Source organism: Pedobacter sp. WC2501 (genome assembly GCF_052682415.1).
The window spans coordinates 2,566,657-2,582,199 of record NZ_JBQZFI010000001.1 but is presented as its reverse complement, the minus strand read 5'-3'; the positions used below and the strand labels follow the sequence as shown (position 1 = coordinate 2,582,199).

Annotated in this window: 13 protein-coding genes; 8 read left to right on the top strand and 5 right to left on the bottom strand. The window is 38.8% G+C overall.

Features of this window, described 5'->3' with window-relative positions; all coding sequences use genetic code 11:
• The first annotated feature begins 51 nt into the window (after positions 1-51).
• Genes mreC through rodA form a run of 4 tightly spaced genes read left to right on the top strand, consistent with a single transcriptional unit; the run spans position 52 to position 4,667 of the window.
• Complete coding sequence (gene mreC, locus ACUN24_RS11025; protein ID WP_445562539.1) at positions 52-891, top strand: rod shape-determining protein MreC; 840 nt, start codon at positions 52-54, stop codon at positions 889-891.
• Entirely contained in the window at positions 884-1,399 is a 516-nt protein-coding gene (locus ACUN24_RS11020) for a rod shape-determining protein MreD (protein WP_445562538.1), read from the top strand. Before mreC ends, ACUN24_RS11020 begins: the two co-directional genes overlap by 8 nt.
• A complete protein-coding gene (gene mrdA, locus ACUN24_RS11015) occupies positions 1,399-3,405 on the top strand; it encodes a penicillin-binding protein 2 (RefSeq protein WP_445562537.1) in 2,007 nt (668 codons plus the stop codon). The genes ACUN24_RS11020 and mrdA overlap by 1 nt, the downstream gene beginning before the upstream one ends.
• Entirely contained in the window at positions 3,402-4,667 is a 1,266-nt protein-coding gene (gene rodA / locus ACUN24_RS11010; protein WP_445562536.1) for a rod shape-determining protein RodA, read from the top strand. The genes mrdA and rodA overlap by 4 nt, the downstream gene beginning before the upstream one ends.
• Positions 4,668-4,882: 215 nt before the next feature.
• Here rodA and ACUN24_RS11005 read toward each other — a convergent pair whose 3' ends face one another.
• Positions 4,883-6,085, bottom strand: a complete 1,203-nt coding sequence (locus ACUN24_RS11005; RefSeq protein ID WP_445562535.1) for a hypothetical protein — start codon at positions 6,083-6,085, stop codon at positions 4,883-4,885.
• A gap of 674 nt (positions 6,086-6,759) precedes the next feature.
• On the opposite strand from ACUN24_RS11005, the gene ACUN24_RS11000 reads away from it, so the two are divergent.
• The 4 genes from ACUN24_RS11000 (at position 6,760) to ACUN24_RS10985 (ending at position 9,917) form a co-directional block, all read left to right on the top strand.
• Positions 6,760-7,341, top strand: a complete 582-nt coding sequence (locus ACUN24_RS11000; protein ID WP_445562534.1) for a thymidine kinase — start codon at positions 6,760-6,762, stop codon at positions 7,339-7,341.
• A 45-nt stretch (positions 7,342-7,386) separates the two neighbouring features.
• Positions 7,387-7,986, top strand: a complete 600-nt coding sequence (locus ACUN24_RS10995) for a Crp/Fnr family transcriptional regulator (RefSeq protein ID WP_445562533.1) — start codon at positions 7,387-7,389, stop codon at positions 7,984-7,986.
• A gap of 129 nt (positions 7,987-8,115) precedes the next feature.
• Positions 8,116-9,090 carry an NAD-dependent epimerase/dehydratase family protein gene (locus tag ACUN24_RS10990; protein ID WP_445562532.1) on the top strand — a complete coding sequence of 325 codons (975 nt, stop codon included), beginning with the start codon at positions 8,116-8,118 and terminating at the stop codon, positions 9,088-9,090.
• Positions 9,091-9,095: 5 nt separating this feature from the next.
• Complete coding sequence (locus tag ACUN24_RS10985; protein WP_445562531.1) at positions 9,096-9,917, top strand: SDR family oxidoreductase; 822 nt, start codon at positions 9,096-9,098, stop codon at positions 9,915-9,917.
• A 235-nt stretch (positions 9,918-10,152) separates the two neighbouring features.
• Here ACUN24_RS10985 and ACUN24_RS10980 read toward each other — a convergent pair whose 3' ends face one another.
• From ACUN24_RS10980 to ACUN24_RS10965, 4 genes are all read right to left on the bottom strand, one after another.
• Positions 10,153-13,536: an SNF2-related protein gene (locus ACUN24_RS10980; protein WP_445562530.1), complete on the bottom strand. Its 3,384-nt coding sequence runs from the start codon at positions 13,534-13,536 to the stop codon at positions 10,153-10,155.
• Positions 13,537-13,562: 26 nt separating this feature from the next.
• Entirely contained in the window at positions 13,563-13,868 is a 306-nt protein-coding gene (locus ACUN24_RS10975) for a helix-turn-helix domain-containing protein (RefSeq protein ID WP_029277050.1), read from the bottom strand.
• Entirely contained in the window at positions 13,849-14,202 is a 354-nt protein-coding gene (locus ACUN24_RS10970; protein WP_445562529.1) for a type II toxin-antitoxin system RelE/ParE family toxin, read from the bottom strand. The genes ACUN24_RS10975 and ACUN24_RS10970 overlap by 20 nt, the downstream gene beginning before the upstream one ends.
• 250 nt (positions 14,203-14,452) lie before the next feature.
• Positions 14,453-15,475 carry an IS110 family transposase gene (locus tag ACUN24_RS10965; protein ID WP_445562528.1) on the bottom strand — a complete coding sequence of 341 codons (1,023 nt, stop codon included), beginning with the start codon at positions 15,473-15,475 and terminating at the stop codon, positions 14,453-14,455.
• Positions 15,476-15,543: the final 68 nt, after the last annotated feature.

The following is a 15,543-nucleotide window of genomic DNA, read 5'->3' as shown; positions in this document are numbered from 1 at the left end:
CTAATTATCCAAACTCATATCTCACATCTCGTATCTCATATCTCATGAGCAATGCGTAACCTTTGGATTTTCATCAGCAGATACAACGCATTTTTCTTATTTATCATTTTTTTTATCGTTGGCATCTACCTAACGGTGAAGAACAATTCCTATCAGCGGAGCGTAACCTTAAACTCAAGCAATGAGGTAGTTGGAACCGCTTACGAAAGGTTAAATATTTTTAAAAGATATCTAAATCTGGGTATGGTTAACGATAGCCTTGCAGCCGAAAATGCCAAGCTTAAGAGCCAGTTACTGGGATTAACTACAGTAGATACAGCTAAAGATGTTAAAGTGGTAGATACGGTTACCAATCAACAATACACTTATTTGGCAGCCAAGGTGATTAAAAATTCGATCACTTTGCGCAATAACATCATGACCATTAATAAAGGTACAGTTGACGGTATTAAAAGTGGTATGGCAGTTATTGCGCCTCAACGTGGTGTAGTGGGTTTTATCCGTGATGTTTCTGCACATTTAGCCACCATCCAGTCATTACTACATAAAGACACCAAAATTAGTGTGACCTTGAAAAAGAATAATGCACTTGGCTCGTTGGTTTGGGGCGACGGAAATTTCGACATTAAAAAGGCATTTGTGAAAGAGGTACCCAACCACATTAAAATGTACGTTGGCGATACGGTAGTGACTTCGGGTTTTGCATCCTTTCCGAAAGGGATTTTGGTCGGTAGGATCAGCAAGGCAAATGTAGCCACGAATGATAATTTCTTATCTGCAGAATTAAATTTATTTACTGACTTTAGCACATTACAATATGTATATGTGGTTAAAGATAAAAAGGCTGATGAGCAAAAAGCTTTAGAAAGCATCGCTAAACCGAATGAATAGTAGAATCATAATTGTAAATGTGATCAGGTGGTTTTTACTACTTTTTGTGCAAATATTCCTGCTCAAGAATATGGGGTTTTATGATCTTTCTACGCCATTTATCTATGTGCTGTTTATACTCTTGCTTCCATTCGGTATCCCAAATATATTGTTGTATTTACTGGCTTTTATCACAGGACTAACGCTTGATGCTTTTTATGATACCATGGGCGTACATGCAACAGCTTGTGTTGTTCTGGCTTTTGTAAGGATTTCTTTTATATCTATAAGTTTAAACCGCGACGCCATTGATGATCCGGAACCGTCGTTAAGTTATATGGGTTTCCAGTGGTTTTCTCTTTATACTTTCCTTTGCGTTGTTGCACACCACCTGGTACTGTTCTTTTTAGAAACATTTAGGTTAACCGAAATTGGTTATACCTTAATGAGATGCGGCTTAAGTTGTATCTTTACACTGCTTCTTATTTTATTGGTAGAGTTTATATTCTATAGAAGAACACCGCGCTAATGGATCAGTTATTTAACCGAAAATATATCGTTCAAGGATTATTTATTGTAATCGCCCTGATTTTACTGGGGAAGTTATTTTACATCCAGATTATTAGCGATAAAGCCTTCAGCTCTGCTGAAAGTAACGTGTTGCGTAAAATTTACAAATACCCGGCACGTGGTGCCATCCTCGACCGGAACATGAAGGTAATTGTGCAGAACGAACCTGTTTACGATTTAATGGTAACCCCAAATGAAGTCAAACCGTTTGATACGCTTGCATTGGCCAATGCCCTTGAAATTACCATTGATGATGTGCGTAAAAAACTAAAAAAAGCCAGGGCACAATCTTCCTATCAGGCTACATTTTTCGAAAGACAGATCTCAGTGCAGAGTTACGCACGCCTGCAGGAGATCATGTACCGTTTTCCGGGTTTCAGAACCCAGGATAGAACGATCAGGCATTACCCAGATAGTATTGCAGGGCAGCTGTTTGGTTATGTAAAAGAAGTAAGTCCTGACGACATTGAAAAATCGGAAGGGTATTATAAACCAGGAGATTTTATAGGAAAAAGTGGCCTGGAACGTTCGTATGAAGGTTTTTTAAGGGGCGAAAAGGGAGTGATCAATACGTTATACGATGCCAAAAACATTGCCCAGGGTAGTTATGCCAACGGGAAATATGATGTAAATGCCGTATCGGGAGATCGTTTAATTTCTTCTCTAGACATCAGGATCCAACGTCTTGGCGAAGAATTGATGAAAAATAAAGTAGGTGCAATTGTTGCCATCGAACCTTCAACCGGAGAAATCCTGGCTTTTGTAAGTAGCCCGGGATACGATCCTAACCAATTGGTGGGTAAAGATTGGGGCAAAAACTACATGAGTTTGATTGCAAACCCTTACCGTCCGCAGATTGTAAGGCCTATCGCAGGGCAATATTCACCTGGATCATCGTTTAAACCGGTTGATGCCTTGGTTGCCTTACAAGATGGTGCAATTACGCCAAATACTACTTTTTATTGCCCTGGTTTTTACATGGCAGGAAGACTCCCAGTAAAATGTGAGCACGTTGATGGTACCATTAATATGCAGCGTGGTATTGCCCGATCGTGCAACACCTATTTCTGTCATGTTTTTCAGAACATCATCACTAAAAACGGCATGAAAAACCAGCGCGAAACCTATGCGCACTGGCACGAGCAGATTGCCAAATGGGGTTTCGGAAAGAAATTAGGCATCGATATGCCTTTCGAAAAAAAAGGTATATTTTATCAAAATGATCATTATGATAAAATTTATGGCAAACGCTGGGGTTACACCACCGTAATTTCGCAGGCCATTGGTCAGGGTGAAATTACTTCTACCCCACTACAAATGGCAAACGTAATGGCGGCAATTGCCAACCGTGGCTATTATTTAAAGCCCCACTTAATTAAAGGCATAGGCGATAAAAATGTAGTAAAAAAAGAATATGTAGTTAAAAACTATGTGGGTATAGATGAGAAATACTTCCCTATTGTAATTGACGGAATGCGGGATGCGGTAAACAGCTCTTGGGGAACAGCAAAAGAATCTCAGATCCCCAATATTGTGATGTGTGGTAAAACCGGAACCGTACAAAACCCCCATGGCAAAAACCACTCGGTTTTTATCGGTTTTGCACCAATGGATAATCCGAAAATTGCCATTGCGGTGATTGTAGAAAATGGTGGTTTTGGTGGATCTTATGCTGCGCCAATCTCGAGTTTTATCGTTGAAAAATATCTAACTGACAGTATTAAGCCGCGTTCGAATGGTTATACCGTAAAAGCATTCTCCGAAACCAATCTTTTGCCTGCATTAATCGATAAGACCAAAAAAGTTAAACCGACTAAATTAGATAGTTTAAAATTAAAAAAGGCAGATTCGCTTAAAAGGGTTAAAGACAGTTTAAAAATAAAGCCAGCAATATTAAAACAAACTATTGCCACTAAGCCGAAAGTAAATCAACCTATTGTAAATCATAAACCTGTAAAAAAATGATACAACAACAGGGAAGCCGTTTCTTTTTTAATGTAGATTGGATTACCGTTTTAATCTATATTGCTTTGTGCACAGTTGGGTTTATCAATGTTTATGCCTCTATTCCACATCACGAAGGAGCAACCACTTTCGATTTTGCAAGCAGTTATGGCAAGCAGTTAATTTATGCAATTACCGGGCTGATATTGGGTTTATCAATTTTATTGTTCGACGGGAGGCTATTTAATGTATTTGCACCATTTATTTACGGCGCTACCCTTTTTCTGCTGGTTGTGGTACTCTTTGTAGGGAGAAATGTGGGCGGAAACCAGGCTTGGATACCTATAGGATCATTCAGGCTACAGCCTTCAGAGTTTGCCAAATTTGGTACGGCCTTACTTTTAGCCAGGTATGTGAGCACTTTCAATCCAAAATTCAGGGATATTAAATCAATTGTAATTGCCGGATTGATTGTATTGGCACCCCTTTTACTGATCATGCTGCAACCCGATACGGGCTCTGCACTGGTTTTCCTGGCCTTTATGTTCCCTTTATACCGGGAGGGCTTATCTGGTTATTTCCTGTTGATTTTCCTTGGGATGATTGTACTGTTTGTTGCAGATTTCCTGGTACCAACTTACATCCTGATTCTTATCCTGACCACTATTGGCGGACTTTTCATCTACAATAACAGGCGGAAACAGAAAATCATTATTTCTACCGTACTGGTAACCATTATCGCTATCGCTTATTTATTTGTGGTTAAAATTGCCTACGAAAAAGTTTTGGCACCGCATCAGCGTAGCCGTATTGAGTTGATGTTAGGCCTTAAAGCCGATAATAAGGGTGCGGGTTATAATGTAATCCAATCACAGATTGCAATTGGTTCAGGCCAGGCAACAGGACGTGGTTTTTTACAGGGTACCCAAACTAAATATGGTTATGTACCCGCTCAAAGTACCGACTTTATATTTTCTACTATTGGCGAAGAATGGGGTTTTGTAGGCTGTTCAGTTGTAATCGGCTTGTATCTGTTTTTATTATTGAGATTGATCAACCTGGCAGAGAGGCAGCGATCTACCTTCTCGAGGGTTTACGGCTACAGTGTGGCCTGCATCCTCTTTTTCCACGTATTCATCAATATCGGGATGACCATTGGTATTATTCCGGTAATCGGGATTCCGCTACCATTTATTAGCTATGGTGGTTCGTCATTATGGAGCTTTACGATCTTGGTTTTTATCTTTTTAAAGCTTGATTCTAACCGGATGGGATTTATTTAAGAGTCGGGAGTCCGAAGTCTTTAGTCCGAAGTTGATATTTCGCGTAATTAAGAAAGATACGTCATTTCGAGCGTAGTGCAAGTCGATCGAGAAATCTCACTTGTATAGATCTCTCCATTTCGCTACGCTTCAGTCGAGATGACGACCGAATTAGTAAGATAACGAGCACAATATTACGCTATCCACCAAACACCATACGCCATACGCCCTCCGCCCTACTTACTAAACCTTCTATTAAGCAACTCGTAAAACTGATCAACGGTTGCTTGTTTATTGGCCCAGTTATTTTTTGCTGCATAATTGTGCTGCAGGTAACTATCTGCGGCTTCAAAACTGCTCATCTTATTAATGATATCAATTACTTCCGAATAGGCTAAATTATATCCATTAAAAAGATCTTTAATGAAGAGTAACTTCTCATTTAAATTAATCGCCTGTTTTAAATCAGCAATCGGAGCTTTAACAGGCTCATTATTCTGACTGTTTGTTTTGGCCAATAAGTCGTTTAAACTTAGTGCAGGTTTGGCTGCTTCGGGTTGCGAAGTTGGTTTTACGGGAACTGCTTCTGGGGTAAATAACGGACGCTCCTGCTCAACAGGCGGCGAAATAATAGGATCATCCAGTTTCACATCCTTCAGTGCCTCAATAGGCTTAGCAGCTACTGGTATAGGCTCTTCTACATCAGCAGCCACAACAGGCATCTCATCCGCAATTATTTCAGGCGCTTCTTCTTCGTGCGGAATTAAAAAAGGTTCCGGACCAATTTCATCTTCTTCAGTTGGCAGAGGCTCATCCTGAAGAGCTGAAGCTTCTTCCTTCTCATGAATTATTTTTTTACGTGCTAAAATCTCTGCTTCTTCTTTGCTTAACGGACGATCGAAAATTTCTTCAACAGATCCGATAGCTATCGGATTTGCCTCATATTCAAATTGATCGTTTTCATCATGTGTACCGAGTACAAACTCAAAAGTATGTTCGTCCTGGTCGGGTTTAAAAAAATCTTTATCCAAAACCGAAGCAGCTTTTTCTTCTTCAATCCTTTCATCGTCCAGTAGCTCCTGTTCAGGCTTTACATCCACACGTTCTTCCTCTTCCTGGGCTGTTACTACTTCTTCCAGTTCCTGCGGATCATAACATTCATCATCTGCCGCGTAACTTTTTTCAGCTTCTGGCAGTATAATGGTATTCTGTTCGGCTAATAACGTATGGTTTCCGGCTTCAGCTGGCTTATGTTCTGATGTAGCATTTAATTTTTTGACGATATTAACATGATCAGAAAGGAAATTGGCATTGGCGAGAAAAAGCTCCAGCTCCAAATCGTTTAATTGTTGAGGATTTTGAGCTAAAAACTGATATTGCTCATTTAATTCTGTTAAAATGCTGCCGATCTTTCTGAAAATATCTTGTTGGTTCATCATAAAATTAAAACGAATTTTTAGTCGATTTATGTTGCTAACTATGTGTTCAAAAATAACACATAATTCTCATATTTAATTCATCCCCTGGAATCCAGAAGGAATATATTTAATACCTGCAATCCATTACTTACTAGCTAAAACAGGTCAATATATACAGAAACCCAACAATATGTTTATTGTTTGCCGATGATCAGCTTAACTTATAATATTCGGATAGAATTTTAATGTGGTTTTTCATGCTAAACATATAATAACAGAACTGAAATTAACACTCATGATATTGACGAAATTATGTATTTTTATTCAGTTTTATTTTATCAAACAAAAACAACCATGCTCTCAACAACTTGCGCAATAATGCTTGGTATACCCGAAATTTTAGTACTATTACTCGGTATTTTGATTTTCTGGTCGGTAGCCAATTTTGGAAAAAATACTTCTTTAGGTTTTTGGGGTTCACTCTTACTGGCGATATTCACAACCCCTGTTATTGCCTTTTTTATTATTTTAATTTTTTTCAGAAAACGATAACAGCCAAATATAAAGGAAGTTTGTAAATAGGATTAAGTTAAAAAAGTTATTAGTCATTATTTTTGACCTTTTTGACTACAAAATCCTCATATTTGTTCGGTTTAAAAATTGAAGAATAGACCTAAGGGAATAAAAAAACAGGCATGTTATTTAGCGAACAAAATTTTAGGAGAAGAGGCGAATTTTCGGGAAGTATAGAAGTAGTATGTGGCTCTATGTTTTCTGGTAAAACGGAAGAATTGATCAGAAGGCTAAAAAGAGCACAGATTGCTAAACTGAATGTCGAAATTTTTAAACCCCGTACCGATACCCGCTACCACGAAACTGCCGTGGTTTCGCACGATTTAAATTCAATAAACTCTACCCCTGTTGACAGCGCTTCGGCCATTTTATTACTGGGCACCAATACACAAGTGGTGGGCATAGATGAGGCGCAGTTTTTTGACAATGAACTGCCTGATGTTTGCAATAAATTAGCCCTAAGGGGCATCCGCGTTATTGTTGCCGGCCTGGACATGGATTTTACAGGTAAACCTTTTGGACCGATGCCTGCGTTGATGGCCATTGCCGAGCATGTTACCAAGGTAAATGCAGTTTGTGTTTGTTGTGGTAACCCCGCCTTGTATAGTTACCGAACTGTTGCCAATGAAGCTACGGTTTTGTTGGGAGAAAAGGAAAGTTATGAGCCACGTTGCAGGGCTTGTTACAATCTGGACAAAGGATAACCATAATTGATTAATCTGTATCTTTAAACTGGATTTAATATCGATATGGATAAACAAACACAACTGGAAGCATTTAGAAATGGTATTACACAATTTGTAACATTTAACGATGCAGAGTGGGAAATCTTTACTCAATACCTTAGTTTTTCTACCTTAAGCAAAAAAGAACATTTTGCAATTGAAGGAAAAGTGTGCGACTACATGTGCTTTATTACCCGTGGTGCCGTTCGTTACTACCATATTAAAGACGGACAGGAAATTACCGGATACTTTAGCTTTGAAAATGAGTTGATGAGTGCTTATAAAAGTTTCCTGAAACGTACACCTAATGCCAATTACATCCAGGCACTTGAAGAAACAGAATTGGTGATGATCTCACATCGCAATCTCCAAAAAATGTTAAATCATCCGCTACTTGCTTTAAAAATAGAGCATTTTGGTCGTTTAATTGCTGAATACTACATCTGCTGTTATGAAGACCGTGTTACTGCCTTTATTACCCAGAGCCCCGAAGAACGATATACCGCACTAGAGAAAACTGCAAAAGATATTTTCCAGCGCGTTCCACAACACTATATCGCCAATTTTTTAGGTATTACACCTGTTTCACTCTCGCGTATCCGTAAACGCACACTTTTGCAATAAAAGGGTTGACAACTTTCTAGCAAACAGACTATTAAAGTTGTCAACTCTGAATATTCTAAAATCCTTATCTTTTGTTAACGTTTTCATGGCCCCATGCCGCATACCTTTGAACTAATCAAAAAAGAAGATATGCATACTATACTTGGCGCCGGCGGACCAACAGCAAACGCATTAACCAGAGAATTAACCAATGCTAACGAAACCATTAGGTTGGTTAGCCGGAAATCAATAGTTACAGGCAACGCAAATGTAAGCTGGGTTAAGGCAGATTTATTAAATGAAGCTGAACTTTTCGCTGCTGCCGAAGGTTCGAAAGTAATCTACCTGTGCGCCGGTTTGGTTTACGATATCAAAATATGGCAACAACAATGGCCGGTTATTATTCAAAATGTAATTAACTTAACTAAACGTACTGGTGCGAGGTTAATTTTTTTCGATAATGTTTACATGTACGGCCTGGTAAATGGTCCAATGACAGAAGCTACGCCTTACCATCCATGTAGTTTAAAAGGAGAAGTAAGGGCAAAAATTGCCGAGCAATTAATGAATGAATCCAAAGCTGGCAAAATAAACATAACCATTGCCCGTGCGGCAGATTTTTACGGAGCAGATTCCATGAACAGCTTTTTTGACATGATGGTACTTGATAAGTTTGCCAAAAAAAACAAAGCGCAATGGATAGGAAATCCAAATACGCTACATAGTTTTACATACATTGAAGATGCGGGGAAAGCTTTATTCCTGTTAGGACAAACACCCGATTCTGGCAACCAGATATGGCACCTACCAACTGCAGCCCCTTTAAAAGGAAAAGCTTTAATAGAAATGGCTGCAAAGATTTATGAAACCAAGCCTCAATATTTGACCATTAATAAACTGATGTTACGTTTAGTGGGGTTATTTAAAAAGGTAGTTGCAGGTACTATAGAAATGTACTATCAGTACGATCATGATTATCACTTCGATTCTACCAAATTTGAAAGGGCATTCAATTTCAAGCCCACTTCTTATGATGACGGCATATTAAAACTTTCGAAAACCATGTACAAAAAGCAGAATTTACACGAATCAGGGCAAATTATAAAGCCAACTATTTATCTTTAGGGCAAATGATTCAATATAATACGACACATAAAAACAGCATTAAAACCATATCGATTTTGGGTTGTGGCTGGTTTGGTCTGGCATTTGCCCGAAAACTGATTCAATTGTCTTATGAGGTTAAAGGCTCTACCACAACTCCTGAAAAGTTATCAAAACTTTCAGCGGAAGGTATTCAGCCCTTTCTGATCAATTTTACGGCTGATCAGGTTTCAGCAGATCCTGATTTTTTTGATGCAGATGTATTGTTTATCTGCATTCCACCAAGACGTAATTCGACTGAACTTCTTGATTATCCTCAAAAGGTCAACTCAATTTTAGCAGCCGCAAAAGATAAATCAAAACACGTAGTACTAATCAGTTCGACCAGTGTTTATGCGGATGAAAATAAAATAGTAAATGAAACCAGTGAGCCAAATCCTGATACGGATTCGGGAAAAGTCGTTCTGGCTGCCGAAATATTATTTAAGGAACTGTTTCCAGAAAACTGCACAGTGATCCGTTTTGCGGGATTAATTGGCCCTGACCGTAATCCAGGCAGATTTTTTGCCGGAAAAAGTAATGTACCAAACGGTTTAGCCCCAGTAAACCTGATTCATCAAACAGATGCTGTAGGGATTGCAGTCAAACTTTTGGAAAAACAGGCATTCGGCAGAACGTATAATGCCTGCTCACCAAACCACCCTGCAAAAATGGAATTTTACATTAATGCAGCCAAAACCACAGGACTAGCCGAACCTGATTTTATTGCAGAAAAAAAAGATTGGAAAATTGTAGAGAGTGTAAATGTACCTGAATTTTTGGGTTATGCGTTTGAGGTTGGGATTTAATTTTATTGCTCCGTCATTGCGAGGAGGAACTGCGAAGCCATCTTACTACTATGGGTTATAGCGATCGCATTAAGATTGCTTCGTGCCTCGCAATGACGAACCGACAATTAATTCAATAAGCCCAACAACTTGGACTCGGTGGTTAGTGGGCCATCAACCTTTTTCAATTTAGAATAGAACATCGGTCCTTCGACAGGCTCAGGATGACAGTCCGAATGGATTTAGCGAACTTATATTAACTCAACAACCCCAGCAACTCTTTCTTGGTTAAATTCTTAAATAAACTACCTTCAGTCTGGATCAAATCTTTCACCAGATCTTTTTTAGTTGCCTGAAGCTTCATGATTTTTTCTTCAATGGTATCAGGGCAGATTAAACGCACGGCCATCACATTTTTATGCTGTCCGATCCGGTAAGCGCGGTCAATTGCCTGGTTCTCTACCGCGGGGTTCCACCATGGGTCTACCAGGTAAACATAATCAGCTTCGGTGAGGTTCAATCCGGTTCCACCAGCTTTTAAACTGATCAGAAAAACCGGAATGTCGGCATTCTCCTGAAACGAGGCAACTGCTTCAGCCCTTTTGCGTGTTTGCCCGGTAAGGTATTCATATCGTATTCCCTTGCTTTCCAATTGCTTTTTAATCAGATTGAGCATGGTAACAAATTGAGAAAAAACAAGAATTTTATGTTTTCCAGCCTTACTCTCGATCTGTTCCATCAACACCTCAATTTTTGAGGAAGCCTGCAAATACGATTTTCCATCAGCCAGTAAGGCAGCCGAATTACAGATTTGCCTTAAGGTGGTAATACTTTTCAGCACGTGCATCGAACTTTTAGGCAGTTCATCTTCCTGTTTGCCCAGAATAAAATCCTGAATTTCTTTTTTGTTCGCTTCGTAAACTTCGCGCTGCTCGGATCCCATTTCACAATACAGCACTATTTCTGTTTTATCGGGAAGTTCTTTCGCTACCTGTTCTTTGGTCCTGCGGAGAATAAACGGCCGTATTTTTTTCTGAAGCTCTTCTGCCCTTTTACTATCTTTAAACTGATCGATTGGCGTTGAATATAAATCGGCAAACTGCTGTTTACTGCCAAACAAACCCGGACAAGCGAATGACAGCTGCCCATATAAATCAAAGGTATTGTTCTCTATCGGCGTTCCCGTCATGGTTACTTTATTCCTCGATTGCAGCATCCGAACTGCTTTATAACGTTGCGATTCCGGATTTTTAATCAGCTGTGATTCATCTAAAAAGATATAATTAAAGCGATAATCTTTCAGGAAACGGATATCAGAAAGCAGCGTTCCGTAAGAGGTTAAAATGATTTCGTAATCGTCGAAAGTATCAGTCGTTTTGGTCCGTTCGCCAGCATAAATGGTTTTTACTTTTATAGATGGTGCAAACTTCTCTACTTCGGCCTTCCAGTTAAATATTAACGAAGCCGGAACCACCACCAGATTTGTATTGTGTTTTACTTTTTCGCGCTGTGATAAAATAAAAGCCAAAACCTGAATGGTTTTACCCAATCCCATATCATCGGCCAAACAAGAACCAAAGTTAAAATCATCCAAAAAGTTGAGCCAGTTTAAACCATCTTTCTGGTAATGACGTAAAGTTGCGGTTAAACCTTTCGGTACTTCCACTTCCTGAATCGAATCAGTCCCTTCAAATTTCTGCTTGTACAGTTTCAATTCGTTTTTTACTTCGCCATCCAATAAAGCATCTTCATAAAGTTCATTTATAGAAGCAAATTTAATTTTTGGCGTAAGAATGGCATCTTCGGTTACTTCACCAGCACTAAAATAAGCAGCAAATTTTTCGATCCATTCATGTGGAAGTATGCCCTGAGTTCCATCATCAAGCGTTACAAACTTACTTTTGTTCCTGATCGATTTATGCAAATGTTTCAATGCAACCTGTTGTTTGCCAAACTTTACTTTTACTTTGGTTTCAAACCAATCTGTTCCACTCAACACCTCGATATTAATTTTCGCCTGAAATTCGCTCAGTTTATTGTTTTTGAGCTGGTTGAACCCTAAAATATGAATTCCTTTATTTCGCCATACGTCGAAAGCATCAAGGAACCAGGCTTCTTCCAGAAACCTTTTGCGGTGCAAATAAAAAGAATCGTTGGTTTCCTGATCATAGAAATAAGGGTGCTGTTTCAAAACGTTCCCAATAAACTGCAGTTCGGCATCTTCATCACGATGTAACGTAAAGAGATTGCCCAGTTTATCCTGCGCCTGGATTTTCTTTTTAGACAGCACAGGTATTTCCAGGCTCCCATAACGCATCACGGGTGTAAGGAGAATATAATCTTCTGATTCTGAAAGATAAATCAACTGTTCATTTTCGAGATCGAAACCTTTTTCTTCGATCTGTATTTTTGTAGCTGGTTTTAAATAAGAATAATCGACATGAATACTTCCTTCTAAAGGCACCAGAATAACTTTTTGAAACTCCGGATATTTGGTTTTATGCAGGATTAACCTGTTGCTCTGCTTTTTGAAAAAACCAATTACGCGTAGAAAATCCAGTCTGCCAATTAAATAAAGCTGATTGTTAAGTTTAACAAAATACTGGTGTACCAATACGAGGTTATCCAATTCGTATGATTTCCCTTCGATGATCAGCCGCCCTGTAATTTCATAATAATCATCGCGCTGGTTTACAGAAAGACGCAGATCTACCTCCAATAAGTGTACATCAACCGCTGTAATGGTCGACGCTTGAATAGCCACAGAATGTTTACTATCCTGCAGGTAAAAAGGAATCTGTTGAGGATTTTTAACGATCGCTTTTAAGGCTTGAATCTCCGCCTCGCTTTGATCATTATTGTAATTCTGCTGAAAAGTAGTAATACCACTATAAAATTTTACCTGATCATTATCATTTGTTTTGAAGAGCAAATCAGCCGGATTGATTCCCTTGATAGGATTTTTAACCTTGCCACTTTTAGTGGTTTCGGCTTCAAATAATTCGACCGTTAAATTGTTGTAATAGCGGTGTTGCCCAAAAACCAGGATCATTTTACCTGGGTCGTTTTTAGCCTGTACTTTTATTTTGGCTTTAGCCGGAAGTAAAAGTTCCTGTAAATTTTGCTGGACTTCTTTATTGAATGGCTGGAGGGCGTCCATTTTTGGGTGGATAATTACCTGGCCGTTTTCGTAGCGGAGATTAAAAAGAAAATCAAGATTCTCTTCTTTTTCCAATCCATAATCGATCGCAATTTTGGCAAGCTTTTGTTTCCGCAGATTACTGTCGAAAAAAATAAGCAAGTCTTGCCGTTGCAGGATATTGTATAAAACTCTCGCCTGATGCTCACACAATTTATGCTTCGGTGTAGTGCAACGGCAAGAAAGTTTTACTGAGTTGGAGTGCTGCTGAACCTGAACAATTGGAAAAGATAATCCGGAAGCTTCGTCGCTAAAGGCTGCAAAATCAATTTCAATCTGCTCAGGAAAAAGCTGATAAAAACCTTTAACATCTGTATGAATGAGTCCGCCTAAATGTTTAAGGATAACAATCTGGCTCAGATCTTTCAGGTTAAAATCTTTTAGGATATAATCGTAAGGATTTTGCTCTGATACTAGATGCGTGGTTAACTGATCACTCATTTAAAACTAAAATAGGGTATTTTGTTTTATAAACTCACGTTTAGGTTCAAATGCCCACCTAGTCCAACTTTAATAATTCTCATTAAAGTTGAAAGTCTAATGTCGCTTGCATTATTCTCGATTCTGGAAATGTAAGTTTTTGTAGTACCGCATTTTTCAGCAAGTTGCTCTTGCGTCATCCCCTTTTCTTTCCGGAGTTCTTGAAGCATGGCTCCTAGCTTAAAACTTTCAAACTCTTGTTCGTAAACCTCTCTTTCTTCAGTCCCACGTTTGCCATACTCGCTGTCCAAATGATCAGCAAATGATGTCAATTTATTTTTTGTCTTTTCCATCGAAATATTTTTTTTTAAGTTTTTCAGCCAGCTCGATTTCGCTTTTAGGTGTCTTTTGCGTTTTCTTTTGGAAACCATTTACAAGAATGATCAGTTTTCCCTTATCGAAAAAACTAAATACCCGAAAAATATCTGAACCAACTTCAACCCTAATTTCAAAAAGCCCTGAAGAACCTGTAATGTGCTTAAAATATTTTTCAGGAACTTTTTCAAGTGAAGCGATTAATTGTAAGGTCCAATTGAATTTTTTCTTTACGTTGGGTTTGAGCTGTTCGTAAAAATCCAAATAGTATTCTTCAAAGTAGAAAATGTCTCTGATAAACTCCTCGTTCATTAACCAAATTTAAGCTCAACAAAGTTAGCTAATTAGATAACAAATTCCAAACTAACATGATTACACACCTCGCGACTAAAAGATATCCTGTAGTAGATCATTTTATAATCATTACCACTAGAAGTCGGCTAAGCTCAGGCTGGCAACCACGTGCTTAACCTAATAGCATAGTTTAGGACAATGAGTGAAAGACCGGATTTCATAGATTTCTCGGCTACGCTCGAAATGATTGTTATGATAAAAACAAATTTTAAGCAGCTATTTTATAGTTATTTTTATAGCTGGTTTGATTTTTTATAACTGCAGCAACTCTTAAAGCTATCTTGTTTCTAACGGCATTAATTATGCTCATGCTGTGCTTGCCTTCATCTTTTTTTCTATTGTAATATGTCTTGAATTCCTGATTGTGTTGAATTAGAGATAATGCACACATATGGAGCAGCCTTTTGAGCTCTTTATTGGCCATGCGGTGTACCCTGGGTTTACCTTTGATACTTATACCGCTGGTCTGTTCAAATGGGGCAACCCCTGCATAACAGGCCAGTTCTTTTCCGCTGGGCTGCCCAACGAAATTCCCCGTGCAGCCAATCAGGTATACCGCCGTAACATGCCCTATACCGGGAATACTGATCAACAATTTATAGTTCCGCTTGAAATCCTGATTTCCGTTGATAATTTTTTTGATCTGGTCTTCTAGGTTCTTAATTGACTTGACTATACCATCAATTGCATTTTTAAGTGCTTTTTCAATCAGTTTCTGATGTTCTTTCCCATTAACATTGCCAAGTTCTTTTACAGAAACGCTAATGCCAGATTTTTGTTTGAGCAGTTTAGTCCTCGCTGATACCAGATCTTTCAATAGCATCAGCTCGGGATCCAGGGCAGCTGTAGCGCTTAGCTCATCCGCTTCCTTGAACGCATAACTGCATAACCGGATACTGTCTATTTTATCGTTTTTGCCCCTGGCTATCCCAAAACTCCATTTGATATGGGCGGCATTCCCGATGTGGATGGGCAGGTTCCTGTTGCTGCAGAAAGTCCATAGCAGACGGTGATAGATCCCGGTATTTTCCATCACAACCAAAGATTCATTACTGAATATAACTCTGTGAGACTTTAGCCATTTGTCAAACAGTTTTATCCCTGGAGCTGTGTTGTCAAACCGTGCGGTTGCTATCTCCTGTTTTACATGGTCCACAACGGCCATCAATGCAACATCGAAGTGGGGTTTGGAAACATCAATCCCGATAAAAAATTTTGTAGTGCCAATCATCCTGTTATTTTTTATGTTTGTACAGTTACCTAAATTTTACCCCATCGATCCTAGTCCTTAATAATGGG